Here is a 26,366-nt window from a genome sequence, read left to right as displayed (position 1 = left end):
ATGCTTCAGAACCTCGAAATCCTCGCCCGTGAGGCCAAGTCCTGGCCGTTCGAACAAGCCCGCAATCTGCTCGCCCATGTTCTGAAAAAGCGGCTGGGCGAGAGCGAGCGGGCCGAGGCGCGGGCGCTGATCGACGCAGGCAAGGCCGACGAGGCCCTGGCGAAGTTCGAGGCCCTGCGCCGGCCGGTGGTGCTGGAGACCGGATATGGGCCGTCGGGCCTGCCGCACATGGGCACCTTCGGCGAGGTGGCGCGGACCACCATGGTGCGCAACGCCTTCCGGGCGCTGACCGGCGACCACTGGCGCACGCGACTGATCGCCTTCAGCGACGACATGGACGGGTTGAGGAAGGTGCCGGAAGGCGTGCCGAACCCGGAGATGCTGCGCGAGGACCTGAACCTGTCGCTGACCCGGGTGCGCGATCCGTTCGGCACGCACGACAGTTTCGGGGCGCACAATAATGCGCGGCTGCGGGCGTTTCTGGACGGGTTCGGCTTCGACTACGAGTTCATGAGCTCGACCGAGACCTACAGGTCCGGCGTCTTCGATGCGACGCTGCTGACCCTGCTGGAGCGGTTCGACGCGGTCATGGCCATCATGCTGCCGACCCTGGGCGAAGAGCGGCGGGCGACCTATTCGCCCTTCCTGCCGGTCAGCCCGATCACCGGCCATGTGCTGCAGGTCCCGACCCTGGAGCGGAATGTCGAGAAGGGGACCATCGTCTTCGACGACCCGGCCGGCGGACGCACCGAGCTGCCGGTCACGGGCGGTCATGTGAAGCTGCAGTGGAAGCCGGACTGGGCCATGCGCTGGGTCGCACTGGACGTCGATTACGAGATGTCGGGCAAGGACCTGATCGAGAGCGTCCGCGAGAGCGGCAAGATCTGTCGCGCCCTGGGCGGGACGCCGCCGGAAGGGTTCAACTATGAACTGTTCCTGGATATCGAGGGCAAGAAGATCTCCAAGTCCAAGGGCAACGGCCTGACGATGGACGAATGGCTGCGCTACGGCACGCCGGAGAGCCTGAGCTGGTACATGTTCCAGTCGCCGAAGTCGGCCAAGAGCCTGCACTTCAACGTCATTCCGCGCGCCATCGACGATTATCTGGCCTTCATCGAAAGCTACAAGACGCAGGAGCCGGCCAAGCGCATCGACAACGCCGTCTGGTCGATCCATGCGGGGAACCCGCCGACCCATACCTCGCCGGTGTCGTTCGCCCTGCTGCTGAACCTGGTTGGGGTGGCCAACGCCTCGACCAAGGACCAGCTGTGGGCCTATTTCGCCAAATATCTGCCCGAGGCGACGCCGCAGAACGAGCCGCTGCTGGACCAGCTGATGGACCGGGCGCTGAACTATTACGAGGACTTCGTGAAGCCCTCGAAGGCGTATCGCCTGCCCCACGACAAGGAGAAGGCGGCGCTGCTGGATCTGGCGGAGCGGCTGAAGGCCCTGCCGGCGGACACCACGGACGGCGAGCTGATTCAGAACGAGGTCTATGCGGTGGGCAAGGCGCATGAGTTCGAGCCGCTGAGGGCCTGGTTCGGGGCGCTGTACGAGGTGCTGCTGGGCGCGTCGCAGGGGCCGCGCTTCGGTTCGTTCGCGGCCATTTACGGCCTGCCGCAGACCATCGCCCTGATCGAGGCCGGGGCGCGCGGCGAACTGACGCAAGCTTGACTTAAGTAACATTTCTTAACTGTAACGCGATGGTATGTGGGCGTGGCCGGGGAGGCGACGTGCGGTACGAGATCGACGAACAGGCGCGGCTTCTGTGGTTGGACCTGGTCTCGGCCGGATCCGCAGACAAGGTGCTGACGGCGACGGTGGCGCTGATTACGGCGCGGCCGGAGCTGTGCAGTTGGGACTGGATCGTCGAGTGCCAGCCCATGCCCGACGATGCGACGGTGGATCATCTTTCGAAACTGGCCGAAGCTTGGGGTCCGCCGCCTGAGGTGGAGGCAATCACGGTCTTCGTCACTCAGGACCGGCTGCTGCACCTGTGGGCGCGGGTGCTGGACTTCCAGTTCGCGCGCCGCAAACACCTGATTGAGCGCGACACCGAGGCGGCGCGCCGATTGATCGAACGCCGACGCGGCCTGCGACCCTTAAGATGAACCGAAAATAACGGCGAAGCTCCGGGAGCCTTCAGGTTCGGCCGGGCATTGTCTCCTCATCGGCAAGCCCGATGACAGGAGATAGAGTTATGTCGAACAAGTTTCTGAAGACGGGTCTGGCCACGGCTGCGGCGTTGGCCGCCCTGGTGACCGCCGCCCCCATGGCCGCCCAGGCCCAGGCCAATGGCGTGACCAACTGCGACGCCCCCGGCGGTCGCCAGCGCGCGGGCGCCCTGATCGGCGCCGTTGTCGGCGGCGTGGTCGGCTCGAACCTGGCGCGCAATGAGCGCACGGCCGGGACCGTGGTCGGCGCCGGAGCCGGCGCGGCGGCCGGGTCCTATATCGGCTGCAATCAGCAACGCACCCGCGCGGCCGCCCAGGCCAACGCCAACACCTATCGCGCCGGCACGAACCTGCGCATCCGCAGCGGTCCCGGCACCGGCTTCCGCCAGGCGGGCAGCCTGTCGGCCGGTCAACAATTCACGGCCGTCGCCTCGCAAGGCGACTGGATCCAGATCGCCGGCGGCGGTTGGGTCAATGCGAATTACGTGACCCGCTAAGGTTCGCCTCCGGAAAGACTGTTTTCGGCGGCGGGCTGCTCACGCCCCGTCCGGTTCCGCCGTCGGGACAGTCGAAGGCTCACGGTTCGCCGTTTGAGCCGAGCCCCGTCCGGTTCGCCGGGCGGGGCTTTCTATTGGCTGACCCACAGGATGCGGGCCATCCATTCGATCTCACGCCGGGGCACGATTCGGGGCGGATAGTCGGGGTTGATCGAGGACAGGGTGGCGGCGCGGGCGGTCAGACCGCTCAGCTCCTTGGCCACCACCTCGCCCGAGGCGAGGCGCGCCACGACCCGGTCGCCGCGCCGCACAGCGGGGTCGCCGCGGTCGACGATGACGCGGTCGCCCTCGCGATACAGGGGCGACATGGAATCCCCGCTGATGCGCAGGCTGAAGGTGGTGGCGTTGACGCGGGGCAGTTCGGTCTGATCCCAGCCGTCGCCGACCGGCAGGCCTGCATCGTCAAAGAAGCCGTCCAGGCCGGCGCGGGCCAGGCCCAGCAGGGGCACGGTCGTGGACGTCGGCGGCGCGTCGTCGGCCAGGCCGGCGAACTCGGCCAGGGAGACGCCGGTCGCCTGGAGGATCAGGGTCATGCTCTCGGTCGAGGGCCAGCGGGGACGCGGCGGATCACCGGCGCCGAAGCGTTTGGACGGATTGAAACTGGTCGCATCCAGCCCTGCCCGCCGCGCCAGCCCCGACGGCGACAACCCCTCGCGCCGCGCCAGGGCGTCCACGGCCTTCCAAAGCTTTGCGTGTGACAGGGGCATGGGGTTCCCGCGACTGAGTCGGGGAATTATAGGGGATGAGATTAGGAATTTCTACCTAGACGCAAACTCGGCCTCAACCTTGCGCTCCTGCCAAGCCCAGAAGGCGCCGACGCCGATGCAGATTAGGACGCCGTAACCGGTCAAGTTTAGGATCGTGTAGAGTGAAGCGATCGGCGTTTTCGTATTGGTGAGGATCATGACATGGCTTGTTACTGCCAATAACTGAAGCGCCGCTGCCCAGATTGGCCAGGATCGGCGTGAACGCCATGATATTACACACAGAATTGCCAACATCAGCACGTCTAATATAAACACGCCATACAGGGAATACTGAGGTGACTGCTGCTGAAGAATGAGGGACGAAAACCATCCCACTATATAGGCGGCGGCCCCCGCTCGCTCAGGATTGTCGCCTTTGAGAAACGCGAACAGACAGATCGTCACGACGAAAATAGCGCCGATCTGAGCGTAAAGCATGTTCACCATAAGAAATCGCCCCCAGACGAAAGTCTGAGGACGATTATGGCGCAGTTTGCGTTAAGCCAATATGGAAACGGCTAATCTTGAATTAATTTCACGCAACATTGCGTAGGTGGGAGATGCGGCGAGTCTCCTTGGGGTCGAGCCAGTCATCGGGCTTGCCGATTGGCCCAACTGCGTAGGCGCCGTAGCCCAGGCGGCGGTGATCCTTCTGGAGTTCAGCGTGGCAGGCGACGATGGACTCGCGGGCGGCGGCGAGGGCGGCGATGGTTTCCATGGCCTTGGCCTGCGACGCCGTGGCGGCGACGGGCGAAAGGGACAGAGCGGCGCGGGCGCCGATGAAGGATTGAACCAGCGTCGTCGCCTGGGTGATGGCGGCGTCGATCGCGTGTTCGGTCGCGTGGAGATCGCCGGCGACGCTGGCGATGACTTCGGTCCGTTCCATAGAAAGCCCCTAAAACAAGGTTTACAAGAGGTGCAAGCTTAACATGGATTAACCTTGCTTGGTAGAGTCTTGTTAACCGTGAGGATCGTGGGCGTCTTTAGCGTCGATTGTTCGACGAACGGTATGCCACTTCTGTCTTTGTCCGCCCGAAGCCGCTGAAAGGCTTAGGGATTGTCCAGCAGGAAATGGGCGGTCAGGGAGGCGATGGGCTGGTTGCGGGCTTCCTGCCAGGCCTCGGCCTGGACATGGGCGACGCGCCGGCCAGCGCGGCTGATGCTGGCGCGGGCGAAGACGTCGACCGGGCGGCCGGTGCGCAGATAGGCGACGGTGACATTGATCGGGCGGGGCAGGCGCGGGCTGGGGAAGGCCAGGGCGACCTGGGCCATGGCCGTCATTTCCAGTAGGGCCGCCGTCGAACCGCCGTGCAGGGCCGGCAGCATGGGATTGCCGATCAGCCGGTCGGCGAAGGGCAGGATGACGGTGATCTCGTCGCCGCTGACCAGGGTCTGAAGGTTCAGGAAGCGGGCGTAGGGGATGCGTTCGAGAAGGTCGCTCATGCCGTGGCCTCACGGCTGGCGGCCGTCTTTTCCCGGGCGGGGCGCGCGCGGTTCAGCACATAGGCGGACTGAGCCGCCGCGACCGGGTCGGAAGGGTCTTCCTCAAAGGCCCAGGCCCGGACGAAGGCGATGGTCGGCGTCAGCCGGTAGCATTTCCCCTGGGCCAGCAGGTCCACGCGCGGATGGGCGGCGCGCATATAGTCCACCCGCAGATCCAGGGTGGCGATGGGCTGAAACTCGGCCATGGCCGTCCAGACCGCCAGGCCGCCGATGTGGTCCAGCAGGGTGGTCACGAGGCCGCCGGCCAGGACGCCGGTGTCCGGATCGCCGACCAGATCGGGCCGCCAGGGCACGCGAATGCGGGGATCGCCCTCGTACAGGCCGTCGAAGACGAAGCCTAGCGCGCTGGTGTGGGCGGACCCCGTCGCGAGCTGGGGCAGGATGGTGTCGACGAAACTGTCTTGCATGCGAAAGGAACGCCCGTGAAGCCGATGATCGTCTTCTGTATGGAGGGGGGACCCGACGGCGTCGAGAGCGTTACGGTCCCATGATCCGCCCCGAAGACCTGCTGCACCCCACGCCCGCCGGCCTGTATTGCCCGCCGGGCGACTTCTACGTCGATCCGGTGAGGCCGGTGGATCGGGCGGTGATCACCCACGGCCATTCGGATCATGCGCGGGCCGGGCACGGCGTGGTGTTGGCGACACGCCAGACCCTGGCCATCATGGCCGAACGCTATGGCGCCGAGTTCGCGGGGCAGATGCGGGCTGTGGAGTATGGCGAGGCCGCCGCAGTCAACGGCGTGGACCTGCGGCTGGTCCCGGCCGGCCATGTGCTGGGCTCGGCCCAGGTCGAGGCGAGGTGGAAGGGCCTGACCATGGTGGTGTCGGGCGACTACAAGCGCCGGCGCGACCCGACCTGCCCGGCGTTCGAGCCGACGCCCTGTCATGTCTTCATCTCGGAGGCGACCTTCGGCCTGCCGGTGTTCCGCCATCCGCCGACCGAGGAGGAGATCGGACGGCTGGTCCGGTCGCTGGGTCAGTTTCCGGAACGCGCCCATCTGGTCGGCGCCTACGCCTTGGGCAAGGCGCAGCGGATTATCGTGAGCCTGCGCGAGGCGGGATGGGAACGGCCGATCTATGTCCACGGCGCCATGGAGCGGCTGAACGCCCTGTATGAACGCGAGGGGATCGACCTGGGGCCGGTCCTGCCGGCGCGAGGTTTGGGCAAGGGCGCCTTGGGCGGCGAGGTGGTGATCGCGCCGCCGTCGGCCATCCAGGATCGGTGGGCCCGCAGTTTCGCCGATCCGGTGACGGCCTTTGCCTCCGGCTGGATGGGGGTGCGGGCGCGGGCGCGACAGCGCGGCGTGGAACTGCCGCTGGTGGTGTCGGATCACGCAGACTGGGGCGAGCTGGTCGCCACCTTCGAAGAGCTGAAGCCCGACGAGATCTGGATCACCCACGGTCGCGAGGAGGGGCTGCTGCGATGGGCCGAGCTGAACGGTCAGAAGGCGCGGGCGTTGCGCCTCGTGGGCTATGACGAGGAGGATGAGGAGGCGCTGGAGGTCCGGCCAGACTGAGCCTGGGCCTGAAGCGCGTCAGGCGCGACGGGCGGCGCGGCGCCTTGGAGCCCGGGCGTCCTCACCATCGCCGTCGCCATTCTCATCGGCGGCGGCGGCCTGGGTCGTCGAGAGGGCGGCGTTCATCGCCATGCGCAAGCGTTCGGGCTTGATCGGCTTCTCGACCACGGCGGCCATGCCGATGGACAGATAGTGTTTGGCGTCTTCCGGATCGGCGTTGGCGGTGAGGGCGACGATGGGAATGCGGCTGACGGGACCGTCCAGGGCGCGGATGGCCTGGGTGGCCTGGACGCCGTCCATGCGCGGCATCTTGATATCCATCAGGATCAGGTCGTAGCGGTTTTCCTGAACGGCCTGGAGCGCCTCGATCCCGTCTTCGGCCAGTTCCGAGCTGCAGCCGAACATTTCGCACAGGGCCTGGGCCACCACGCGGTTGGTCGCGTTGTCGTCGACGATCAGGATGTGCGGGGCGGACTGGAGGTTCAGCTCGGACAGGTCCGACACGTTCGACGGAGGCTCGACCTCGACCACGGCGCGGCGCGCGGTCAGGTCGAAGGCGAAGGTGGCGCCGCGGCCCTGGTTGTTCTCGGCCCAGATGCGCCCGCCCATGCGGTCGACCACTTGACGGCAGATCGACAGGCCCAGGCCGGCCCCGTCAGGACCCGAGCCGTGCACAAAGGGTTCGAAGACGGAATCGACGCGGTCTGCGTCCAGGCCGGGGCCGTCGTCGCGGACGCGGGCTTGCATGCGGATCTGGTCGCCCTCGACCCAGGCCTTGAGCCGGGCCTCGACCACGCCGTTGCGCGCGAATTTCAGGGCGTTGCCGATCAGGTTGTTGAACACCTGTTTCAGCCGCACGCCGTCGATGACGGCCGCCAGTTCGGTGTCGCCCTCGTAACCGACCATCAGGGTCACGCCGTCCTGGGACGCCCGCGGCTCCCACAGGGACTGGACGTCGTCCATGACGGCGCGGAGCGGGGTGGCGATGGGATTCAGCTCGAGCTCGCCCGCCTCGGCCTTGGACAGGTCGACCGCGTCCTGAAGGATGCGCAGCAGGCTTTCGGAGGAATCGACGATGGTCTGGACGTGGGCCTGGGCCGCCTCGTTCAGAGGTTGGCGGCGCAGCAGTTCGGCCACGGCCAGCACGCCGTTCATCGGGGTGCGCAGTTCGTGGCTCATGATGGCCAGGAACTGGCTCTTGGCGCGGGCGGCAGTGATGGCCTGGGCGCGGGTGTCGTTGAGGATGGCGGTCTGATCGGCCATCCGGGCGTCGTATTCACGCTGGCGGTCCGTGGCGGCCTTGAGCAGGGTCGCCGCTGTCCCGACCCCGTGGTACCGGCCGTTCCGGGTGACGATGAAGCCGCGCAGCAGGGCGGCGGGACCGCCCCGCAACATGATGTCGGAGAAGGCGTCGATCCGGGTGTCGCCTTCGACGACCGCAGGTTCGGCGTCCATGGCGAAACTGATGGGGCGATTGTCGTAAAGGGCGTGGCCGAAGCGGCCGGCGATTTTCTGAAGGAAGGCGGTGCGTTCGACCAGACCCACGGGACGGCCATTCTCGACAACCGGGATGACCAGGGTGTCGGGCTCGCGCTCGAAACGCGCAAGCACGGCGCAGCCGAGCGTGGACGGGGCGATGGGCTCGGGCCGCTCTGAAAGGGTCTCAATGATCGGCATACTGCCTGGAACTCCTTACTCCCTGACAACCTTGACCGGAAGCGCTTGCGGATTAGTTAAGCCGGATCAAAAAGTTTCGTGGATGATATGCGGCGTCAGGTCCGGACCCGCGACCGGGATTTTGCGCCATCGGCCCCTCTGGTGTAGAAGGCCGCCCCGACCCATATGGGTCCCCATCCCTTTGTGCATGCGCGCGGCCGAACGGCCGACCGCAGATTCGTCATGAGCGTCATCCTGGAAAAGACCCCCACATCGGCTCTGGTTCTGTTCTCCGGCGGGCAGGACAGCGCGACCTGTCTCGCCTGGGCGCTGGAGCGGTTCGAGCGGGTGGAGACGGTCGGCTTCGACTATGGCCAGCGTCATCTGGTCGAGATGGAGGCGCGCCAGGCCGTGCGTGCGGGGATCAAGACGGCCCTGCCGCAATGGGCCGACCGGCTGGGCGACGATCATGTGGTGGACCTGACCGGCTATGGTCGGATCGCCGAGAGCGCCCTGACCGCCGACCGTAAGATCGAAATGGACGCGCGCGGCCTGCCGACGACTTTTGTGCCAGGGCGCAACCTGATCTTCCTGGTGGCGGCGGCGGCCCTGGCGGATCGGCGCGGGCTGGAGGTGCTGGTCGGCGGCATGTGCGAGACGGACTATTCCGGCTATCCCGACTGTCGCCATGAAACGATGGAAGCCATGGCGCGGGCCCTGTCGCTGGGTCTGGACAAGCCCGTAGTGATTGACACCCCGCTGATGTGGCTGACCAAGGGGCAGACCTGGGAACTGGCCGACCGGATCGGCGGGGAGAAGCTGGTCGAACTGATCATTGAGGACAGCCACACCTGTTATCTGGGCGACCGGACGCATCGGCACGTCTGGGGCTATGGCTGCGGCGAGTGCCCGGCCTGTGAACTGCGCGCGGCGGGGTATGACGACTGGGTCGCGTCCCAAGGCGCCAGGACGTGACCTATTCGGCCAAGGAAGTGTTTTTGACCGTCCAGGGCGAGGGCGGACAGGCGGGACGGCCGGCGGTCTTCCTGCGCTTCGCCGGCTGCAATCTGTGGAGCGGGCGCGAGCAGGATCGGGCGAGCGCTGTCTGCAGCTTCTGCGACACGGACTTCGTCGGCGTGGACGGGGACGGCGGGGGCAAGTTCGCCACGGCGGACCTGTTGGCCGATCATGTCGCGGCGATGTGGCGGGGGCGGGCGGGGGATCCGAAACTGGTGGTCTGCACCGGCGGGGAGCCTCTGTTGCAGCTGGACCCGTCGCTGATCGCGGCGCTGCACGCGCGGGGTTTCGAGATCGCCATAGAGAGCAACGGCACCCTGGCGGCGCCGGACGGGATCGACTGGATCTGCGTCAGTCCCAAGGCGGATACAGGCCTGATCCAGATCAAGGGCCAGGAGCTGAAGCTGGTCTATCCGCAGGCCAAGGCCCTGCCGGAGCGGTTCGAAGACCTGGATTTCGAACGGTTCTGGCTGCAGCCCATGGACGGTCCCGACCAGGCGGAAAACACCGCCGCCGCCATCGAATACTGCCTGACCCATCCCCAGTGGCGCCTCAGCGTCCAGACCCACAAGTACATCGGCGTCCGCTAATGCCCGTCTTCGAAATCACCAAACAGGCGACGTTCGACGCCGCCCACCATTTCCCCAACGAACCCGAGGGCAGCATCTATCGCCGCGTCCACGGCCACTCCTTCACGGTCGAGGCGACCATCCGCTCCGAGACCCTGGACGCCGAGCACAACTGGGTCGCCGACCTGGGCGCGCTGGACCGGGCGCTGAAGGCGGCGGCGGAACAGCTGGACCACGGCATGCTGAACGAGCACGCGGGGCTGGAACTGCCCAGCCTGGAGAACCTGTGCCTGTGGTTCGTGAAGGCGTTGAAGCCGCAATGGCCGGGCCTCTGCCGGGTGCAGGTGGCGCGGCCGACGATCAACGAGCGGTGCGTGCTGAGCCTCTAGGCGGTCAACCACTCCACCAGCGCCGCAGTCACCACCTCGGGCTGCTCCAGCGTCGAGGCGTGGCCGCAGTTGGGCACGACGACCAGTCGGGCGTCAGGGAGGGCGGCGGCCATTTCTTCGGAACGATCCGGCGGGGTCAGGGCGTCCTTGTCGCCGACCAGGATCACGGTCGGAACCTTGATATCCGCTAGGCGCGGGCGCGAGTCGATGCGGCCGATGATGGCGGTTTGCTGTCGCACGAAGCCGGCGGCGCCGACGGCCAGGCCCATGCGGACCTGGACCTCGATCAGGCGCTGGTCCATGCGATGATCGGGGTGCAGCAGGTTGGGCGCGATCTGGCGCAGCACGGCTTCCAGCTCGCCGGCCTCGACTCGGGCGATCAGGGCGCGGCGCTGAGTCGACTGTTCGGGCGTATCGGGGCGGGCGGCGGTGTCGAGCAAGGCCAGTTTCACGACCCGCTCCGGCGCCTGGCGCAGAATCTCCAGCGCCACATAGCCGCCCATCGACAGGCCGCCCAGGGCGAAGCGGGGCGGAGCGTCGCGAAGGATGGCGGCGGCCATCCCGGCGATGGTGTCGCCCTCCAGCGTCGAGGCGATGGTAACCGGGCCGTGCGACCACAGGGCAGGAATCTGCGGCGCGAACAGTTCGGCCGTGCAAACGAGGCCGGGGATCAGGAGGGTCGGGGTCATGCCCCGACATTAGCACGGCTTTCTCTCGCCCGCTGAAGGGAAGGCGGCTTGCCTCAGTCGATCAGCAGATCTTGCCCTGGCGCTGGCGTTGTTCGCAGCGACGTTGGTCGCGTTCGTGGTCGCGCTGTTCGCGTTCGCGGCGGGCGCGGGTTTCCTCGTCGGAGGTGGTGACAGCGTCGAAGCCGGCGCCGACGACCGCGCCGGTGGCCTTGGCCGTGCCGCCCACGACGGCGGCGGTTCCGCCGACCACGGCGCCGACGACGCAGCCCTGGAGCATCAGCGCGGCGCCCAGAAGGACGGGGAGGGCGGCGGCGCGCAGGGGGCGGCGGTCGGTCATCGGAGGTTCTCTCGTGAGATGTCGAGGATACAGCCTAATGGTGAACGGGGCCTGACCGTCGCCGGGCTCACGCGCCCCGTTGCGGGAGCAGTTTGCGGCGCTGTCGCGAGATCGCCAGCGGGGTTCCGTCCGCGCCCCAGGCGGTCGCCTCGTCCACCGTCCAGCCCAGGCCCAGGTCCAGCATCCGGAACTCGAAGAAGGCCCAGCCCTCGGGCGCTGTTTCGGGCGTCGGGTCGGTCAGGATGTCGATGCGCAGATCGACGGTGGTCATGGGCGCAGGCGTGGACGAGGCTGTCCAGGCCGGGGGATAGAGGGCGTCCAGCAGATAGCAGAGCCCGACCTCGTCCAGCGGGCGGCGATCGGCCATCCGCATCCAGGTGCGCTCAATCACCGGCCGGCCCGCATTGCCGCCCAGGATGTTGGGGCCGCCGTCGAACCGGTATTCGACGTGCTGGGCGAAGTGGGGCGACATCGGCCCCTGGATGGTGGCGGCGGGGTTCAGGCTGTCCAGCGGGGGCGGCGGCAGATGAAGCGGGGTGAGGGGCGGCGTGTCCCCGTCCAGGCCATAGGTGCCGGTGGCGTGATGGGTCATGCGGCCGTCCTGCTCGGCCTCGACCGCCGCATAGACGACGTTGCGGCCGCCGCGCAGCAGGCGCGGACGAAAGGCGACCTGATCACCGAACTTGGCGGCCGACAGATACTGGACCGACAGGGTGCGCAGCGGCGCGGTCAGGGACAGGCCCTGACGCATCGACTGGGCGCACAGGGCCGCCAGCAGGCCGCCGAAGGGGAAGCCCTTTTCCGGCGCCAGGCCCGAGGGGCCGTTGGAGAAATGACCGGGAACGGGCGCCGACAGGCCGCCGTCGTCCAAAGTGTGGAAGGCCAGGGCGGCGTCGAGGGAAATGGGAGTCGTCATGTGAGCCATGGGCGCGATCCTGCGTCAGGCGAAGAAGAGGCGGAAGGCTAAAAGAGAGCCTTCCGCCAGTCGGGAACAAGGGTGGCGAACCGGGAGGTTTGTCAGTCCGTTGTCAAACAAGACTGACTTAGCGGGTTCGGTTTGGCAACCCTCTTGCCAAGCGGCTGACGCGAGGTCACTTTTGTCGCATGGGACGCACCGCAGACTACAGCCGCCAAAGCTGCTCCATCGCCGCCACGCTGGAGGTGATCGGTGATCCGTGGACCCTGCTGGTCATCCGCGACGCCTTCAACGGGGTGCGCCGATTCGAACAGTGGCAGGACAATCTGGGCGTGGCGCGCAACGTCCTGGCCGCGCGTCTGAAAAGCCTGGTCCAGCACGGGGTGCTGGAGCCGCGCCCCTATTCGGAACGTCCGCCGCGCAACGAATATGTGCTGACCGCCAAGGGCAAGGATCTGTACGGGGTTCTGGTGACCCTGCACGGCTGGGGCGCCAAACACGTCTATGGCGAGACCGACTGCGGCATCGAAATGGTCCACTCGACCTGCGGCCAGACCCTGACGCCGCGCATCGCCTGCGGCTGCTGCGGCGAGATCGTCAAGCCGAAGGAGATCCTGCTGACGCGGGCGGAGAACCGGCCGACGGTGGGGGATGTGATGCCGAGGGACGAGGCGGCTTAGGGGATCAGGCCTAGCCAAGTCTGGATAGCCGACGGGCCGTGGAGGTCGGGACGAGGGTCTGATCCTCATTCTCGTCCTCATCGGGCGCATATTCGAGAATATCGCCCGGCGCGCAGTCCAGATAGCGGCAGAGAGCTTCCAGGGTGTCGAACCTCAGCCCCCGCACCTTGCCCGATTTCAGCAGGGACAGATTGGTTTCCGAAATGCCGATGGCGCGCGCCAGGACGTTGGAGCGCACCTTGCGCCGGGCCATGACTACATCGAGACGCAGGATGATGGGCATCAGACAAACCTCGAAGCGTCGTCGTGGACCTCGGCGCCCAACTGCATCACGCGAGCGATGACCAGCAGCACAAGGCCCAGGCAGAGGGCCTTGGCGCTGTCGAGCCTGAGCCAGCCGTCATCGTCAAAGCCGCTGGCGCTGACCAGGATATGTCCCACCGTCGGCGCCACGGCGTAGGCCAGGAGCCAGAGGGCGATCCGGCCGATGCAGCGGGCGTTCTCCGCCCCAAGCACGATTCCCGCGTGGTAGAGGCCGAACAGTCGTCGCAACTCCCACAGAACGGCCAGGGCTGGACCGATCATCAAGGTGGCCGAACACGCCAGGGCCAGCTTGCGGGTGAAGGGCAGGACCCCGACCGTGGTCCAGCCGGGGGGCAGAGGCGGGACGTCGCGGCCCAGCATTATCTGCATCCCGCCTGGCCGAACCTGAAGTCGCGGTCCGTCATAGGCCAGAACGCCGACGACAGCCGTGGCCAAGATCACGGCGCCGATGACGAAGAGGGCGGCGAACAGCCATTCCAGCGGGCGGCTGAGACCTCTGATTCTCGTCAGGGAGGCGGCCTCGCCCGGAACCGGGGGCGGGAGTTCCACGATGGTGGCCATAACCACGGTCTCTTTGATTGACAGATATATTTTTATGTATTTCGATATGTGACGTTAAGCAAGCATGGGAGACGCCGCATGGGATCGCCGAGGATTTCACGATGGATCGGGCTTGTCATGCCTGTCCTCCTGTTTGCGTCCGGCGGATGCGCCACCGTGGCGGCGGTCCACCCTGTCGTCGTCTCTGAACTGGGCGCGCCCTCGCGCGCCTCCGCCCTGGAAGCCAGCCTGTCCCAGCGCGGCGTCGTGACTTTCGAGCGGGTTGTCTTCGCGCGATGGACGGCGGGACGCGGGGCGTTCATCGATCGCGATGACCCCCGTACCGCCGGCGTTCCCAAGGGGACGGAAGAGGCGGTGATCTATGCCTATGTCATCGACCACCCCCGGTTCGGTCGATATCTGATCGACAGCGGCGTTTCGGCTGATCTGGAGCCGCGGCTGAATCCGCTGATGCGGCGTGCCTTGCGCGATCTGAATATAAGGGTCGAGCAGACTACGGCCGAATGGCTGCCAAGGCGGGCGTCGCCGCGCGCCGTCTTCCTGACCCATCTGCATTTCGACCATGTGGGCGGGCTGTTGGACATGTCGGCGGACACCCCTGTCTATGTCGGTCGCGGGGACGCCGAGGAGCGGAGCTGGACGTACCGCCTGATCGGACGGCCGGCGGATATTGCGCTGGAGGGGAAGGGGCCGTTGCACGAATGGGCGTTCACGCCCGATCCCGATGGGGCTTTCGCCGGGATCATCGATATTTTCGGCGACGGGTCGGTCTGGGCCTTGAGCCTGCCGGGGCATTCACCCGGCTCAACCGGCTATCTGATCAATGCGGTGGACGGCCCGAAACTGGTGGTCGGCGACGCGGTGTCGACGCGGCTGGGCTGGGAACAGGCCATGCCCCAGCCGGCGCCGGCCTCGGGCCGGGTCGAGGCGGAAGCGTCTGCGGACCGTCTGCGCCGCTTCGCCGCCGCTCATCCCCAGGTCGAGGTCTTCCTGGGGCATCAGTCACGGACGAACCAGACCGACTAGGACTTTTGAGAAGCCCTCACCCCTGCGGCGTGATGAACACCGGGTTGGCGTAGAACCACAGGTCGCTCCAGGGGTCTTCGCCGGCGGGGTCGGGCGTGGGCTCAAGCTCGGCGCCGTTGGTTCCGCGGACGCGGATGTAGCGGGGCGTGGGCGAGGCGGGGAGGTTGTGGCGGACGGTGATGATCTCGCCGTCGCGGGTCCAGTCGGCGGCGGTGAAGCGGCGCTCGACCCGGGTGGAGGGGTTGTGGTCGGCGTCGCGGTCGGGGCGGGGGCCGGTGACGTCGCCGACGATCAGGTCCAGGCGGGCGACGGCGCTGTCCTTGCCCGAGGCGTTGGGGCCGGCGGGATCGCGCAGGCGGATGGTGACGACGACGGGCTGGTCGGCGGGGGTCGCGAGGCGGCCGCCGATCCCGGCCGAATGGCCGCCGGATTGCGCCGTCACGTCCAGTTCGGAGATCAGGTCGCCGGTGGTGACGAAGATGCGGCCCTCGCGCAGGCCGTCCAGCACATCGGCATGGTCGCGGCGGGCCAGGACATAGGTCTTGGAATATTCGCCGGGCCAGAAGTCGGCGCCGCCTTCGCTGTAGTGGCGATGGGAGTCGGAGGTCGAGGTGATCCACCAGCGGCGGCCCTCGCCCAACATGGAATCCCAGAAGCCGCCCAGCCGGGCCGTCATCTGGTCGAAACCGCCCATGGTGGGGGCGCGGCCATAGATGCCGCGCACGCCGTCGGACTTGATCGAGCCGTCGGGGTTCAGGGTTGCGGCCTGGTGGCCCGGCGCGCCCTCCATGCCGACCGCGACGCGCGGGGCGGTGTCGTTCCAGTCGCGCAGCTCTGCCGGGTCGTACTGACCGTATTCGCCCAGGCCCGTCGCCGAGCGCGACGGGTGGTTGGCGATCACCACGGGCCGGTCGTTGAGACCGTCCATGACCCGCAGGGCCTCGATCATGCGCGGCTCCTGATCGCGAGCGGGGTCGTTGGGCCAGGCCTCGCGCTTGGCGAAGCGGCTTTCGAGATCGCGCAGGGTGTCGCGCTCGGCCTCGGTGCGGGGCAGGATCAGGCTGGAATGGTCGCCGCCGGGGGTGTCGAACTCCATACCGTAGAAGAGCAGCAGGTCGGGGATTTCCCGCCGGGCCATCAGCAGTTCGGGATAGGCCTGTTCGGCGTTCAGCTTGGAATGGTTGGGGCCGCCGTGATCGGTCGAGACCATCCAGGCCAGGCCGAAATGATGGGCCATGCGGGCGTTCTGTGGGATCGGATAGACGGCGTCGCCGGCGATGACGGCCGTGGGCGGGACGTCGGGGTCCGTCGGGTCTGGCGTATAGCCGACGCTGTAGCGGCTGTGGACGTGGTGGTCGCCAGCCAGCCAGGTCCGCGCTTCGTCCGTAGCTGAGCCTGCGGCGGGCGCGACCGGCTGGAGCCGGGCCGGATGGTGGTGGTCGTGCCCCTCGTGCGCAAAGGCCGGCGCGGCGACGACGGTCAGGGCGATCAGCATCGCGGCGTGAGGGCGAAGGGTCATGCGACGGGGTCCGGCAGGGTTCGACCCCGCCTAACGGCTCCATATGACAGACTGACGAAAAGCGGGTGCGACAGATGGCGTCCAGGACGGGGTTGAGGAGGATGGATGCTGCCGCTTTCTGGCAGCAGGTCTGCTAGGATCGCGCCGTGTCCCGGTCCGAACGCCTGCTCGATCTTCTGAACGCCCTGCGGCGGCGGCGCCGGCCGGTCAGCGGCCGTGCGCTGGCGGAGGAGATGGGGGTCAGTCTTCGCACCCTGTATCGCGACATCGCCAGCCTGCAGGCCCAGGGGGCGACGATCGAGGGGGAGCCGGGGGTCGGCTATGTGCTGAAGCCGGGGTTTCTGCTGCCGCCGCTGATGTTCACGCCTGAGGAGGTGGAGGCCCTGGTGCTGGGCTCGCGCTGGGTGGCCGACCGGGCCGATGCGCGGATGCGCGAGGCGGCCCTGGGGGCGCTGGCGCGGATCGCGGCGGTGGCGCCGCCGGATTTGAGAGAGGTGATGGAGACCTCGGCTCTGCTGGTCGTGCCGGGGGCGCCGTTCCCGGTCGATCTGGTCGATCCCGCCCTGCTGAGGAAGGCGATCCGCACCGAGCGGCGGCTGAGGCTCTGTTATCGCGACGAGGCGGGGGCGGCGTCGGAACGTGTGGTCTGGCCCTTCGCCCTGGTCTTCTTCGACCGGGTGCGGCTGCTGCTGGCCTGGTGCGAGCTGCGGCAAGATTTTCGCAGTTTCCGCACCGATCGCATCGTCGAGGCCGAGGTGACGGAGGCCCGCTATCCGGCCCGCCGTCAGGCCCTGCTGAAGACCTGGCGCGAGGCGCAGGAAAAACGGGGTGAAGCGGGATCATGCTGACAGGAACTGGCAGTAGTACGGTCTAGGTTTGTTCTCATAGAGGGCGGAGGGCGAACATGACTGACATCGACGACATTCTTCTGGCGGTGGCCGATCCCGAAGCCAGCGCCCGCTTCTACGCCGGGCTGCTGGGGCGCCGACCGTTGATGGCCGGACCGGACCGAGCGCTGTTCATGATGCGCTCGGGCCGAGCGCTGGGCCTGATGCGGCGGGCTAATGCCGAGGCGGGCGTGGGGCGTGAGCTGGAGTTTCCCCTCGAAGACCCGGCGGCCGTCGAACAGGCCCACATCGACTGCTGGGACCGGGGCGCGCGCATCCTGATCCCGCCGACGGAGATGGAAGCCGGGCGCGGCTTCGTGGCGCGCGACCCGGACGGGCATCGGCTGAGGGTCTACGCCGTCTCGGCCTGAGGTTCGTTCAGTTCGGCTCGGTCGCGCGGGGGATTTCCACGGTGAACAGCGAGCCGCCGCCGACTGTGGTGCGATGGAAGGCCCGGCCGTGATGCGCGTCTGCGACCGCCCGCACCACCGCCAGCCCCAGGCCGGACCCGGAGGCATAGGTGGTGTGGCGTTTGAAGGGCTCGAAAACCTGGGCGGCGCGGTCCGCGTCTATGCCAGGGCCGCCGTCCTCGACCGACATCCGCACGACGCCGCCGAACGGGGCGGTGCGGATGCACAGGGGGCCGGGGGTGGCGTGGCAGCGCGCGTTTTCGATCAGGGCCAGAGCCGCCTGCCGCAGGCGTGTGGGATCACAGTCGATGACGGCAGGCTCCAGACGCCAGATCGTCTCGAACCCGGCGGACGTCAGGCCTGGTTGGACCACGTTACGCAGGTCGCCCACGACCTCGGCCAGGTCGACGGTCTCGAGTTCGAGGTCCAGGTGGTCGCTGTCGGCCAGGCTGACGACCCGAAGATCCTCGACCACGCGCGCCAGGCTGTCGACCTGACGCAGCAAACTGGTCACGGTGCGGTCGTCGATCTCGAACACCCCGTCCGCCACGCCTTCCAGCCGGCCTTTCAGGATGGTGACGGGGGTCCGCAGTTCGTGGGCGATCTTGGCGTTCCAGGTGATCATGCCGGCGGCCAGGGCTTCCAGCCGTTCCGCCATACGGTTGAAGTCTGTGACCAACTGAGCGGTCTCGCCCAAGGCGCGACGGCCGACCACGGCGCGGGCGGTCAGATCGCCGTCCGTGATCCGACGGGCGGCGGCGGTCAATGAGGCCAGGGGCAGGACGATGCGGCGCGCCAACTGCGCGCCGGCCAGCACGGAGACGCCGACCGCAAGGAGGACGGCGGCGGCGATCACGCCATAATCAATGGCCTGCGGCGTCCAGTGGTGCGGCGCGGCGACGGCGTCAGGATGGTTCTCGAACACCCAGGCGTAGACGAAAAAGGCACACAGGGCGCTGAGCAGGAAGCCGGTCAGGGTGACCAGAGTCACGCGAACCGCAATCTTGCGCCCCACGCCCACGCCGCGCATCAGGCGTCAGGCTCCAGCCGATAGCCGACACCGCGCACATTGGTCAGCAAACCGACGGCGCCGGCGCTCTCCAGCTTGCGGCGCAGATGGCTGACGTGGCTGTCGATCGTGCGTTCCAGCACGTCCTGGTTCGGGAAACAGGCTTCCATGATCTCGATCCGGGTAAAGACCCGCAGGGGGATGCGCGCCATATGGGCCAGGATGCGGAACTCGGTCAGGGTCAGGTCCAGCCGGCGCTTGCCGTCCGGCGTGAAGATCGCCGCCAGATAGTTCTCCAACTGCACTTCCAGCGGACCGACCCGCAGCACCTTGGCGTCCGCCGCGCCGACGCTGCGGCGCAGAATGGCGTGGACGCGGGCCACGACCTCGATCGGCTTGAACGGTTTGATGATATAGTCGTCGGCGCCGATCCGCAGGGCCTGAAGCTTGTCCAGATCCTGGTCCAGGGCGGTGACCATGATGACCGGTGTCTCGCCGCGACGGCGCAGTTCGCCCAGCACGTCCCAGCCGTCACGCACCGGCATCCTCACGTCCAGAAGGACGAGGTCGGGCTTCAGCGATGCGTGCAGGTCGACCGCCTGCTGTCCATCCGAGGCGGCGACGGTGCGGAAACCTTCGCGCCGCATATAGGCGTCAAGTATCTCGACGATTTCGCCTTCGTCGTCGGCGATCAGAATCAGGCTGCTCATGACACCTCCATTCGCCGCCATCGCGCCGGACGGCCCCGAGGTCCAGAGGAACCCGACGTCTTCGGATAAATTTCACCCGGTCTCCACAAAGACTGGATAGTCTCAAAAAGACAAACCCCCTCCCGCCGGCGGCGGAAGGGGGCTCTGGTTCGTTCCGAAGGGGAGCGATCAGTAGGAGGCGCGAAGCTCGATGCCGAAGGTGCGCGGCGTGTTGAAGTTGCCGTAGTCGCCGATCACGCCCCGGTTGGACGGGTCGCGACGATAGACGTGGGCTTCATTCAGCAGGTTGCGCGACCACAGGGCCACTTCCAGCAGCGGGCCGCCGTCACGGGTCGTGATGTCGGCCAGGGCCAGGCGACCGTTGACGATGAAGGACTTGTCGTTCTTCAGCTCGAACTGGTCAAACGCCTGGGTCGCATCGGCGTAGTTGCCGTCGACGTGCGCCTTGAAGTTCGCTCCAAACATCGGCGCCGTATAGTCGGCGGCGACGCTGAAGGCGTTTTCAGGCGTATAGGCGATGAACACCTGCTGGACCACGCCGCTGAACGGGTTGCGGGTCGGCGGCACTTCGGCGTCCGTATAGGCGTAGGAGGCCGACAGGGTCAGGGCGTCGGTGACGCGCGCCATGCCTTCCAGTTCGACGCCCTTGATCTTGGTCGTGCCGGGGGCGTTGATGGTTTCCAGCGTGTTGCGGGTCGAGGCGCCGATCACAGTGACCAGGCTGAAGTCGATCTGGCTGTCCTCGCGCTCCGAATAGAAGGCGGCGGCGTTGACGCGCAGACGGTGGTTCAGCCAGTCGCTCTTCAGGCCCAGTTCGTAGGACTTGATGTCTTCCGGACCGAACGAGCGGTAGGTCAGCGAGCGCGAGCTGGCGCCGCCGGCGCGGTAGCCCGTGGCGTATTTGGCGTAGACGTTGACGTCGTTGCTGACGTCATAGGCCACGGTGACCATCGGGTTGAAACGCTCGTTCTTCTCGTTGAACGTGAAGTTGGTCGCCGCATTGTTGACCACTGACAGGACGCCCGACTTGTCGTCCTGGGTGAAGCGGCCGCCGGCGGTGATGTGCAGGGCGTCGTTCAGAACGGCCGGGGTCCAGGTCGCCTGACCGTACACGGCCTTCGACTCGGATTCGGCGCGGCTGGCGCGGTCGATCGAGCGGGAGCCGCGGATCGTCGGGGTGGGGTCGTTGATGGTGTAGCCGGTGCCGTCCGCATTCCACTTGTTGGTCGAAGGCGTCGAGGCGTCGTCCGAGGCGGTTTCCTTGAAGTAGTAGAGGCCGCCGACGTAGTCGATGCGATCGCCCAGCGAACCGACAGCCTGGAACTCTTGGCTGAACTGGTGCTGCCAAAGGCCCGCCAGCGAGTAGCGGCTGAAGTTGCCGTTGGGTCCGGTGACGGGCGGGCGGTGGGCGCCGGCGATGTTGTCGTACTGTTCGACATCGACTTCGCGGTAGGCGGTGATCGAGCGCAGTTCGAGACTGTCTGTCGGGTGATAGGACAGGTGCAGATCGACGCCCTTGGTGTCGTCGACGCTCCATTGTTGCGGCACGCCGATGTCGGCCGACTTCATGACGCTGTCGCCATTGACCTGGACGAGCGGCGACAGGGCGCGGATGCTGCCCGAGGGAACGCTGGTCGAGGTGAAGGGGACGACTGTCAGGCCGTTGGGGTTGAAGTTCAGCAGTTGGCTGTAGAACGGAGTGTTCTTGTCCTTGCTGATGTCGGCCGCCAGATCGGCGGTGAAGTTGTCGGTCGGGGTCCAACGGACCTGACCGCGCAGGCCGCGACGGTCATAGGCGCCGAAACCTTCTTCGCCAGGCAGGATGTTCTTGGTGACGGGGCCCTGGGCCGAGATCACGCCGTCCATCTTGACGGCGAAGTCGGCGATGGCCGGGAAGTCGACGTGAAGTTCGGAGTTGTAGGAGTTGTAGTTGCCGACGCCGGCGACGGCGCGCATGCCGAACTCGCCGGTGGGCTTGCGCGTCACCAGCGACAGAGCGCCGCCTTCGGTGTTGCGGCCGAACAGGGTGCCTTGCGGGCCCTTCAGGACTTCGATGCGTTCCACGTCCAGCAGGGCGGCGCCGAGGCCGTGCTGGCGACCCAGATAGACGCCGTCAACGTAGATGCCGACGCCCTGTTCACGCGCGGGTTGGTTGGCGTCGTTCGGCACGATGCCGCGGATGCCGATGGTCAGGGCGGACTGGCGCGCTTCGAAGGTGGCGACGCGCAGGCCGGGAACGGCGCCGTCGGCCAGATCCATCAGGCTCTGGACGTGGCGGTCTTCCAGGGCCTCGGAGTTCAGGACCGAGATCGAGATCGGCGTGTCCTGCAGATTGGTTTCACGCTTGGTCGCGGTGACGACGATGTCGTCCAGACCGGCCGGCGTGGTGTCGACGGGAGCCGGCGCCGTTTGGGCGAGGGCGGAGAAAGGCGCGGCGAGTAGAGCCGTTCCCAGCAAAAGCTGGAGGCGGAGTTTGTTTTGACGGTGCATTTATATCCCCTGCTTGGTCGATGCGGGGATTACGGCGCCAATGCGATATGCAGTTTACATATCTGCAACACTGACATGCATTATTGATGTACTGCGATGCGAACAATATTCGCTATATATGCAGGCATTCTCCATTGAATCTACACAAATGGATCCGTGACGGTGCATTCCCTGGATTCATAGGGGTTCGGAGGACCATGCTCGCTAAAGCGCCTCCAAGAAAGCGACGAGGTCCGCGCGTTCCTCTGCACTGAGGTCGCGTTTGATGAGCAGGGCGTCTGTGGTTGGAAACAGCGGATCGTCGGCATGCTCGGGTTGCCGTCGCGGCCTCGCTCCTCCGACGTCATAGAAGGCGACCACGCCCTCCAGCGTCGGGAAAAGGCCGTTGTGCATCCACGGGCCGGTGCGGCTGATGTTCAGCAGGGAGGGCGTGCGGAAGGCGCCGACGTCGGCGGGGGCGGCGGTGACTTCGTAGCGGCCTAGATCCTGGCGGGCGCGGCCGTAGAAGCTGAGGCCCAGATTGTGGAACTTCTGGTCGCTGAGAAGAGGGCCAGAGTGGCAGTTGGCGCAGCCGGCCTTGGTGCGGAACAGGTGCAGGCCGCGCAGCTGTTGATCGTTCAGGGCGTCGCTCCGGCCGGCCAGGAGGCGGGCGTAGGGGCTGGAGCGGGGCTTCAGGGTGCGTTGGAAGGCGGCCAGGGCCTTGGCGATGCGGTCGGTCGTGACCTGGGGCGAGCCGAAGGCCTGGGCGAAGGGGGCGGCGTAGGACGGATCGGCGGCGATACGGGCCGTGACCACGGGCAGGTCGGCGGCCATCTCCCTGGCGTCGACGATGGGGTGCAGGCTCTGCTCTTCCAGGGTCTTCGCCCGACCGTCCCAGAACAGGCTGGTCGCCCACGCGGCGGTCGCCACCGAGGGGGCGTTGCGCCGTCCCCTCTGGCGGTCATGACCGAAGGAGGTGCGCACGCCGTCGGCGAAGCCCAGCTCCCGCGCATGGCAGGAAGCGCAGGCGATCTGGCCCGAGGCCGACAGTTTCGGTTCGTCGAACAGGCGCTGGCCCAGGGCGGCCTTTTCCGGCGTGGTCGGATTGTCGGCAGGCGCGGGCGCCGGGGGCAGGGGGGCGAACTCCGCGAAGGTCGCGCCCTCTTGCAGGAGCGGGCGGGGCCAGGTTTGGGGCGCGCCGGCGTAGGCGAGGCGCAGTTCGCCGTCGCTGGACGGCGTCTGAACCCGCGACACCGCCGCCCCTACGCCCAGATGGAGCGCGAGGACGGCGACGACGAAAGCGGTGATGTCGCGGGCGGGTTTCAATATTGGTACTTCAACGAGACCCAGAGATTGCGACCCAACTGATAGGGCTGGCTCGTCGAGGTCGAGTTGTTGTTCCGGATGGTATCGAACAGATTGTTCACTCGCAGGTCGAGGGTCGTCGTACCGTATTGAGTACGGGCGATCTCAGCCTGGATAGACAGATTGACATCGACCGAAGGATCATAGGTCACCACGCCCCACGTATCGTAGCGCGCGCCATCAACCGTTGTGGTCGTGCCGAGATCCTCGACCCGCTGAAACTCATCGCGATAACGGGCATTCACGTTGGTCCGGACGCGATCCCCCAACCAGGTTGCAGCCCAGTCCGCGTTTATCACGAGAGGAGACGCGAAGTCCTCGCGCTGGTTCTCGGATACGACCTCAATCAGGGAACGAAGTTCGCCATTATAGTAGACGATCTCGTCCCCATAGAGGGTGTCATCGCTTTGAGTGAAATAGTCGATGGCCGACGTCTTGGTCTTGGAAATGTTGGTGTTGGCGCTGATCGTGTGGCGTCCGAAGTCGCGGGTCCATTCCAGAGAAAGTCCGCGATAACTGGAGTGACCGTCGTTGGTCGGGGTGGAAGTTCTTCGGGTCGCGGTCGTGCCGATCGGGGTGGTGTAGCGTTCGGAAACCTCGACTCGGGTGATTTGGTCTTCAGCCTCGCGCAGTATGCCTTTGATGCGATAGCGCCCGCCGAGCATTCTACCTTGGGCCGCTACGGTGAATTCATCTGAATAAGGCGTCTTTAGATCAAGATTCGAATATTTGATCGGGGATGAATAGGCCGAAAGTACCCAGTTCCCGTAGACGCCTCTCACGGCTTCGCGCTTGTAAGTGTAGTTGGCGACCGAGTTTTCGCGCAGGGCGTAGCCGAGGAAGCTGTTGCTGTAATAGCGATTCAAACCGACCGTTAGGGTCGTGCCGGCCCAGGGCAGCAACCGTGCGACCGACAGGCGCGGCGCAAAGTTGTGGTTTTCTAGGAAGGATTCAAAGCCGTAGCGAAGGCCGGCGCGAACGTCGAACCCGTTCCAGTCAAAGCTGTACTCCCCCCACAAATCATAACGCTGCAGCTGCACCTCGTTGAAATAGGAAGGATAGACAAAATATGTCGTCAGGGCGTACGAGCCAGGCACGCAGGTTAGCGCCGCTGCTTCTTCAGGATATAGGCACTTGATGTCCGAGCCGGTCGCGCCGCGTGAATAGGCCCGATTGTCCTCCGGACGGTTACGAGCCGCGTCGGTCTGGGTGAAATCGAAGCCAAGACGCAGGTCGCCACCGGCCAAGGGCTGACTCCAGCTGGTTTTGAGTCCGTAGTTCTGTTGACGTTGCTCCAGGTCACCGAAACTGCCGCGGGTGCAGTTGGTCGAGGAGCACCAACCTGAAGCCGACGATGGAATACTGTAGTTGGGTGTCGGCGCGTCACGGTCGTTGTCGGAGTCGAGATAGCTGATCTGGATGCTCCAGTCGGCCTCGCCGCGGGACCCTTCCAGCTTCAGGCTCGATGCCAGGCCGCCGCCATGCTGGTACATCTGATTGTCTATGCCGTTGGCGTTGGCGTTCATGCTTTCATAGGGGCTCCAGGTTATCTGGCCGTCCAGCTTGAGGTGGTCGGCAAGGTCGTATTCGCCTTTCAGCAGATACTGTTCGCTCTTGCTTATCTGGCCGAAGGCGCTGCCGCCGTAAGTGGCGTTGCGGTAGTAGGTGACTGTTGAGTCCGAATAGCTATAGCCGGCCAAGAGGTTAAACCGCTCGGCGACGGGCAGGTCGATGGTGAAACCGTAGCGGCTCTTCTCGTATTGAGGTTTGTCCGGGTAGGCGCCCGCCAACCGCTCCCGCGCGTTGTCGGGGATGCGATAGCTGGCCATGTCGGTCTCGGTCGCCCCGTAGTAGGCAGTAAAGCCGAACGCAGAGGAGGGCGCACGGGTCTTCACATCCAGAACGCCGCCAAGGAAGCCGCCGTATTCGGCTGAGACGTTGGAGTCGAGTAGGGTGATCTCGCCGATCAAGCTGGAATCGACCCAGATGGCCTGGGCGCTGGCGGCCCCGACCTCGTCATAGTGGTCAGGGTCGCCGCTGAAGGTGTCGAGTTGGGACGTCACGCCGACACCGTCCAATATATAGAGGTTGTCCAGGCCGCTGGCGCCCGAAATGGAAATCTGGGCGGGGCGTATGTCCTGTAGGCTTTCATTGTCCGCCATGCCCTCGCTCATGCTGAACTGCACCGTCGGAGCCAGCTTCAGCAACTGGTTGCCGTCGCCGGAGCCGGGGGCGCGGTCGCGGACCGAGTCAGCGCCGAAGGTGGTCTCGCCCGAGTTGATCGGGGCGCCGTAGTTGTAGGCGGTGGAGGCGCGGGATTCGTCCGTGACGACGACGGTAGGGATGGCGGCGTCGGACTGGTCTGTCCGGCTCTGCGTCTGGTCCGGCGCCTGAGCCTGTGCAGCGCCCGCAAGCAGCAAAGCCGCTGCGCCGGCGGATGAAACGAGTGCGATACGCATGGTGATGATCCCCAAACCCACTGAGGGGAGGCGGGGTACGCCTGGCCAAATTGAATTGCAACTCATTATCAGTTGCGTTCGCAGCAATCCGGTTTTATGCGCCCCTCATGCCGTCTGAGTATGTTTCTTCGCTCGCCAAGGCAGCGACCGGGGTGGTCGTTGCGGCCGTCCAATTGGGTCTGTTGGCGATGCTGGCGGTCGGGTCTGTTCACCCGCCGACGCCCGATCAGGGCGGCGCGCCGGTGATCGAACTGACGCTGTCGCCGCGCGCGGCCTTCGACAGTGTCGATGGATCGACAGAGGCGGCGGCCTCCAAAGGAGGCGACCATCCAAAGGCGGCGCATGAACCCGAGGTCCAGACCGCGCCCGTCCGACCGGCGCCCAGACCGTCGCAGACCCGGTTTCCAACACTTCAGACGACGCCCATAGCCCTGACGTCCGCCGTTTCGGAGCCGCTGGCCTCGTTTCAGGCGGAGGGCGGATCGGAAGCTGAGCCGGGACCCGATGGGGCGCAGGACCTGCGGCGGGGCCTGACCGGCGGCGGCGCGGCGGCGACGTCCGGCGCCAACGGGGGCGCCCAGGTCGACGACTACTACGCCCAGGTTCTGCGCTGGGTGGAGACGCACAAGCGGCACCCCGGGGGCGTCACGGGCCTGGTGACGGCGGCCTTCACCCTGGATCGCCGGGGGCGTGTCAGCAACGAACGCATCTTGTCGAGCAGCGGCCGAGCGGCGCTGGACGCCGCGACCCTGAGCCAGATCAGGGCCGCAGAGCCGTTTCCCCGGCCCCCTGCCGGCACGACCTGGCGGACGCGGGAGTTCCGCGTGCGGCTGGATTATCGCCCGCGCGAGGGCGGGCGCGACGCCCGTTGAGGC

The 26,366-nt window shown here is 66.5% G+C and carries 29 protein-coding genes; 12 read left to right on the top strand and 17 right to left on the bottom strand.

The genetic code is table 11. The annotated features are described in order from the left end of the window. The 3 genes from GGR11_RS06270 (at position 1) to GGR11_RS06260 (ending at position 2,671) form a co-directional block, all read left to right on the top strand. Positions 1-1,674 (top strand): lysine--tRNA ligase, encoded by a 1,674-nt coding sequence (locus GGR11_RS06270; protein ID WP_183195876.1) that lies wholly within the window; start codon positions 1-3, stop codon positions 1,672-1,674. 59 nt (positions 1,675-1,733) lie between these two features. Next, complete coding sequence (locus GGR11_RS06265) at positions 1,734-2,111, top strand: hypothetical protein (RefSeq protein ID WP_183195875.1); 378 nt, start codon at positions 1,734-1,736, stop codon at positions 2,109-2,111. 89 nt (positions 2,112-2,200) lie between these two features. After that, entirely contained in the window at positions 2,201-2,671 is a 471-nt protein-coding gene (locus tag GGR11_RS06260) for an SH3 domain-containing protein (protein WP_183195874.1), read from the top strand. 131 nt (positions 2,672-2,802) lie between these two features. On the opposite strand, the gene GGR11_RS06255 is transcribed toward GGR11_RS06260, so the two are convergent. The 5 genes from GGR11_RS06255 to GGR11_RS06235 form a co-directional block, all read right to left on the bottom strand. Then, positions 2,803-3,438 carry a S24 family peptidase gene (locus tag GGR11_RS06255; RefSeq protein ID WP_183195873.1) on the bottom strand — a complete coding sequence of 212 codons (636 nt, stop codon included), beginning with the start codon at positions 3,436-3,438 and terminating at the stop codon, positions 2,803-2,805. A 51-nt stretch (positions 3,439-3,489) separates the two neighbouring features. Further along, positions 3,490-3,924 carry a hypothetical protein gene (locus GGR11_RS06250; protein WP_183195872.1) on the bottom strand — a complete coding sequence of 145 codons (435 nt, stop codon included), beginning with the start codon at positions 3,922-3,924 and terminating at the stop codon, positions 3,490-3,492. A gap of 88 nt (positions 3,925-4,012) precedes the next feature. Continuing rightward, on the bottom strand, positions 4,013-4,363 hold the full coding sequence (locus GGR11_RS06245; protein ID WP_183195871.1) for a hypothetical protein: 351 nt from the start codon (positions 4,361-4,363) through the stop codon (positions 4,013-4,015). Between the two features lie 164 nt (positions 4,364-4,527). After that, the gene (locus GGR11_RS06240; protein ID WP_183195870.1) at positions 4,528-4,920 is read right to left on the bottom strand and encodes a PaaI family thioesterase; all 393 of its coding nucleotides are present in this window, start codon (positions 4,918-4,920) and stop codon (positions 4,528-4,530) included. Then, on the bottom strand, positions 4,917-5,387 hold the full coding sequence (locus tag GGR11_RS06235) for a PaaI family thioesterase (protein ID WP_183195869.1): 471 nt from the start codon (positions 5,385-5,387) through the stop codon (positions 4,917-4,919). Before GGR11_RS06235 ends, GGR11_RS06240 begins: the two co-directional genes overlap by 4 nt. Before the next feature lie 80 nt (positions 5,388-5,467). Between GGR11_RS06235 and GGR11_RS06230 the strand changes: the two genes are divergently transcribed. After that, positions 5,468-6,499, top strand: a complete 1,032-nt coding sequence (locus GGR11_RS06230; protein ID WP_183195868.1) for a ligase-associated DNA damage response exonuclease — start codon at positions 5,468-5,470, stop codon at positions 6,497-6,499. Positions 6,500-6,517: 18 nt separating this feature from the next. Here GGR11_RS06230 and GGR11_RS06225 read toward each other — a convergent pair whose 3' ends face one another. Then, entirely contained in the window at positions 6,518-8,176 is a 1,659-nt protein-coding gene (locus GGR11_RS06225) for a response regulator (protein WP_183195867.1), read from the bottom strand. A gap of 222 nt (positions 8,177-8,398) precedes the next feature. On the opposite strand from GGR11_RS06225, the gene queC reads away from it, so the two are divergent. Genes queC through GGR11_RS06210 form a run of 3 tightly spaced genes read left to right on the top strand, consistent with a single transcriptional unit; the run spans position 8,399 to position 10,130 of the window. Then, a complete protein-coding gene (gene queC, locus GGR11_RS06220) occupies positions 8,399-9,130 on the top strand; it encodes a 7-cyano-7-deazaguanine synthase QueC (RefSeq protein ID WP_183195866.1) in 732 nt (243 codons plus the stop codon). Then, a complete protein-coding gene (gene queE, locus GGR11_RS06215; RefSeq protein WP_183195865.1) occupies positions 9,127-9,762 on the top strand; it encodes a 7-carboxy-7-deazaguanine synthase in 636 nt (211 codons plus the stop codon). The genes queC and queE overlap by 4 nt, the downstream gene beginning before the upstream one ends. Then, the gene (locus tag GGR11_RS06210) at positions 9,762-10,130 is read left to right on the top strand and encodes a 6-pyruvoyl trahydropterin synthase family protein (RefSeq protein WP_183195864.1); all 369 of its coding nucleotides are present in this window, start codon (positions 9,762-9,764) and stop codon (positions 10,128-10,130) included. Before queE ends, GGR11_RS06210 begins: the two co-directional genes overlap by 1 nt. On the opposite strand, the gene GGR11_RS06205 is transcribed toward GGR11_RS06210, so the two are convergent. The 3 genes from GGR11_RS06205 to GGR11_RS06195 all read right to left on the bottom strand — a co-directional run bounded on the left by GGR11_RS06205 (position 10,127) and on the right by GGR11_RS06195 (position 12,081). Continuing rightward, positions 10,127-10,819 (bottom strand): alpha/beta fold hydrolase, encoded by a 693-nt coding sequence (locus GGR11_RS06205; RefSeq protein ID WP_183195863.1) that lies wholly within the window; start codon positions 10,817-10,819, stop codon positions 10,127-10,129. The two genes, GGR11_RS06210 and GGR11_RS06205, sit on opposite strands and share 4 nt — an antisense overlap. A gap of 61 nt (positions 10,820-10,880) precedes the next feature. Then, complete coding sequence (locus GGR11_RS06200; RefSeq protein WP_183195862.1) at positions 10,881-11,156, bottom strand: hypothetical protein; 276 nt, start codon at positions 11,154-11,156, stop codon at positions 10,881-10,883. Between the two features lie 67 nt (positions 11,157-11,223). Beyond that, positions 11,224-12,081, bottom strand: a complete 858-nt coding sequence (locus GGR11_RS06195; protein WP_183195861.1) for an acyl-CoA thioesterase — start codon at positions 12,079-12,081, stop codon at positions 11,224-11,226. Between the two features lie 179 nt (positions 12,082-12,260). Here GGR11_RS06195 and GGR11_RS06190 point away from each other — a divergent pair, with 179 nt between their 5' ends. Then, entirely contained in the window at positions 12,261-12,752 is a 492-nt protein-coding gene (locus GGR11_RS06190) for a winged helix-turn-helix transcriptional regulator (protein WP_183195860.1), read from the top strand. A 10-nt stretch (positions 12,753-12,762) separates the two neighbouring features. Here the strand turns inward: GGR11_RS06190 and GGR11_RS06185 are convergent, their stop codons facing one another. Both GGR11_RS06185 and GGR11_RS06180 read right to left on the bottom strand, forming a co-directional pair. Beyond that, a complete protein-coding gene (locus GGR11_RS06185; RefSeq protein ID WP_183195859.1) occupies positions 12,763-13,035 on the bottom strand; it encodes a helix-turn-helix domain-containing protein in 273 nt (90 codons plus the stop codon). After that, positions 13,035-13,637 (bottom strand): DUF2975 domain-containing protein, encoded by a 603-nt coding sequence (locus GGR11_RS06180; RefSeq protein WP_183195858.1) that lies wholly within the window; start codon positions 13,635-13,637, stop codon positions 13,035-13,037. The genes GGR11_RS06185 and GGR11_RS06180 overlap by 1 nt, the downstream gene beginning before the upstream one ends. Positions 13,638-13,754: 117 nt before the next feature. Here GGR11_RS06180 and GGR11_RS06175 point away from each other — a divergent pair, with 117 nt between their 5' ends. Continuing rightward, entirely contained in the window at positions 13,755-14,663 is a 909-nt protein-coding gene (locus tag GGR11_RS06175) for an MBL fold metallo-hydrolase (RefSeq protein WP_183195857.1), read from the top strand. Between the two features lie 16 nt (positions 14,664-14,679). Here the strand turns inward: GGR11_RS06175 and GGR11_RS06170 are convergent, their stop codons facing one another. After that, positions 14,680-16,182, bottom strand: coding sequence for a CehA/McbA family metallohydrolase domain-containing protein (locus tag GGR11_RS06170; protein WP_183195856.1), 1,503 nt, complete (start codon positions 16,180-16,182; stop codon positions 14,680-14,682). Between the two features lie 146 nt (positions 16,183-16,328). Between GGR11_RS06170 and GGR11_RS06165 the strand changes: the two genes are divergently transcribed. Beyond that, a complete protein-coding gene (locus tag GGR11_RS06165; RefSeq protein WP_183195855.1) occupies positions 16,329-17,030 on the top strand; it encodes an HTH domain-containing protein in 702 nt (233 codons plus the stop codon). A 56-nt stretch (positions 17,031-17,086) separates the two neighbouring features. Then, the gene (locus GGR11_RS06160) at positions 17,087-17,440 is read left to right on the top strand and encodes a VOC family protein (RefSeq protein ID WP_183195854.1); all 354 of its coding nucleotides are present in this window, start codon (positions 17,087-17,089) and stop codon (positions 17,438-17,440) included. Between the two features lie 7 nt (positions 17,441-17,447). Here the strand turns inward: GGR11_RS06160 and GGR11_RS06155 are convergent, their stop codons facing one another. The 5 genes from GGR11_RS06155 to GGR11_RS06135 all read right to left on the bottom strand — a co-directional run bounded on the left by GGR11_RS06155 (position 17,448) and on the right by GGR11_RS06135 (position 25,491). Continuing rightward, positions 17,448-18,509: an ATP-binding protein gene (locus GGR11_RS06155; RefSeq protein WP_183195853.1), complete on the bottom strand. Its 1,062-nt coding sequence runs from the start codon at positions 18,507-18,509 to the stop codon at positions 17,448-17,450. Continuing rightward, positions 18,509-19,198 carry a response regulator gene (locus GGR11_RS06150; RefSeq protein WP_183195852.1) on the bottom strand — a complete coding sequence of 230 codons (690 nt, stop codon included), beginning with the start codon at positions 19,196-19,198 and terminating at the stop codon, positions 18,509-18,511. Before GGR11_RS06150 ends, GGR11_RS06155 begins: the two co-directional genes overlap by 1 nt. 168 nt (positions 19,199-19,366) lie before the next feature. Then, complete coding sequence (locus tag GGR11_RS06145; protein WP_183195851.1) at positions 19,367-21,688, bottom strand: TonB-dependent receptor; 2,322 nt, start codon at positions 21,686-21,688, stop codon at positions 19,367-19,369. 204 nt (positions 21,689-21,892) lie between these two features. Next, positions 21,893-22,993 (bottom strand): cytochrome-c peroxidase, encoded by a 1,101-nt coding sequence (locus GGR11_RS06140; RefSeq protein WP_183195850.1) that lies wholly within the window; start codon positions 22,991-22,993, stop codon positions 21,893-21,895. Next, positions 22,990-25,491 carry a TonB-dependent receptor gene (locus GGR11_RS06135; RefSeq protein WP_183195849.1) on the bottom strand — a complete coding sequence of 834 codons (2,502 nt, stop codon included), beginning with the start codon at positions 25,489-25,491 and terminating at the stop codon, positions 22,990-22,992. The genes GGR11_RS06140 and GGR11_RS06135 overlap by 4 nt, the downstream gene beginning before the upstream one ends. A gap of 107 nt (positions 25,492-25,598) precedes the next feature. On the opposite strand from GGR11_RS06135, the gene GGR11_RS06130 reads away from it, so the two are divergent. Continuing rightward, positions 25,599-26,363, top strand: coding sequence for a TonB family protein (locus GGR11_RS06130; protein ID WP_183195848.1), 765 nt, complete (start codon positions 25,599-25,601; stop codon positions 26,361-26,363). Positions 26,364-26,366: the final 3 nt, after the last annotated feature.

This window comes from Brevundimonas mediterranea, from assembly GCF_014196125.1.
GTDB lineage: Bacteria > Pseudomonadota > Alphaproteobacteria > Caulobacterales > Caulobacteraceae > Brevundimonas > Brevundimonas mediterranea.
Note: the sequence above shows the minus strand (reverse complement) of the source record. Positions and strands in the feature narration are given on the sequence as shown.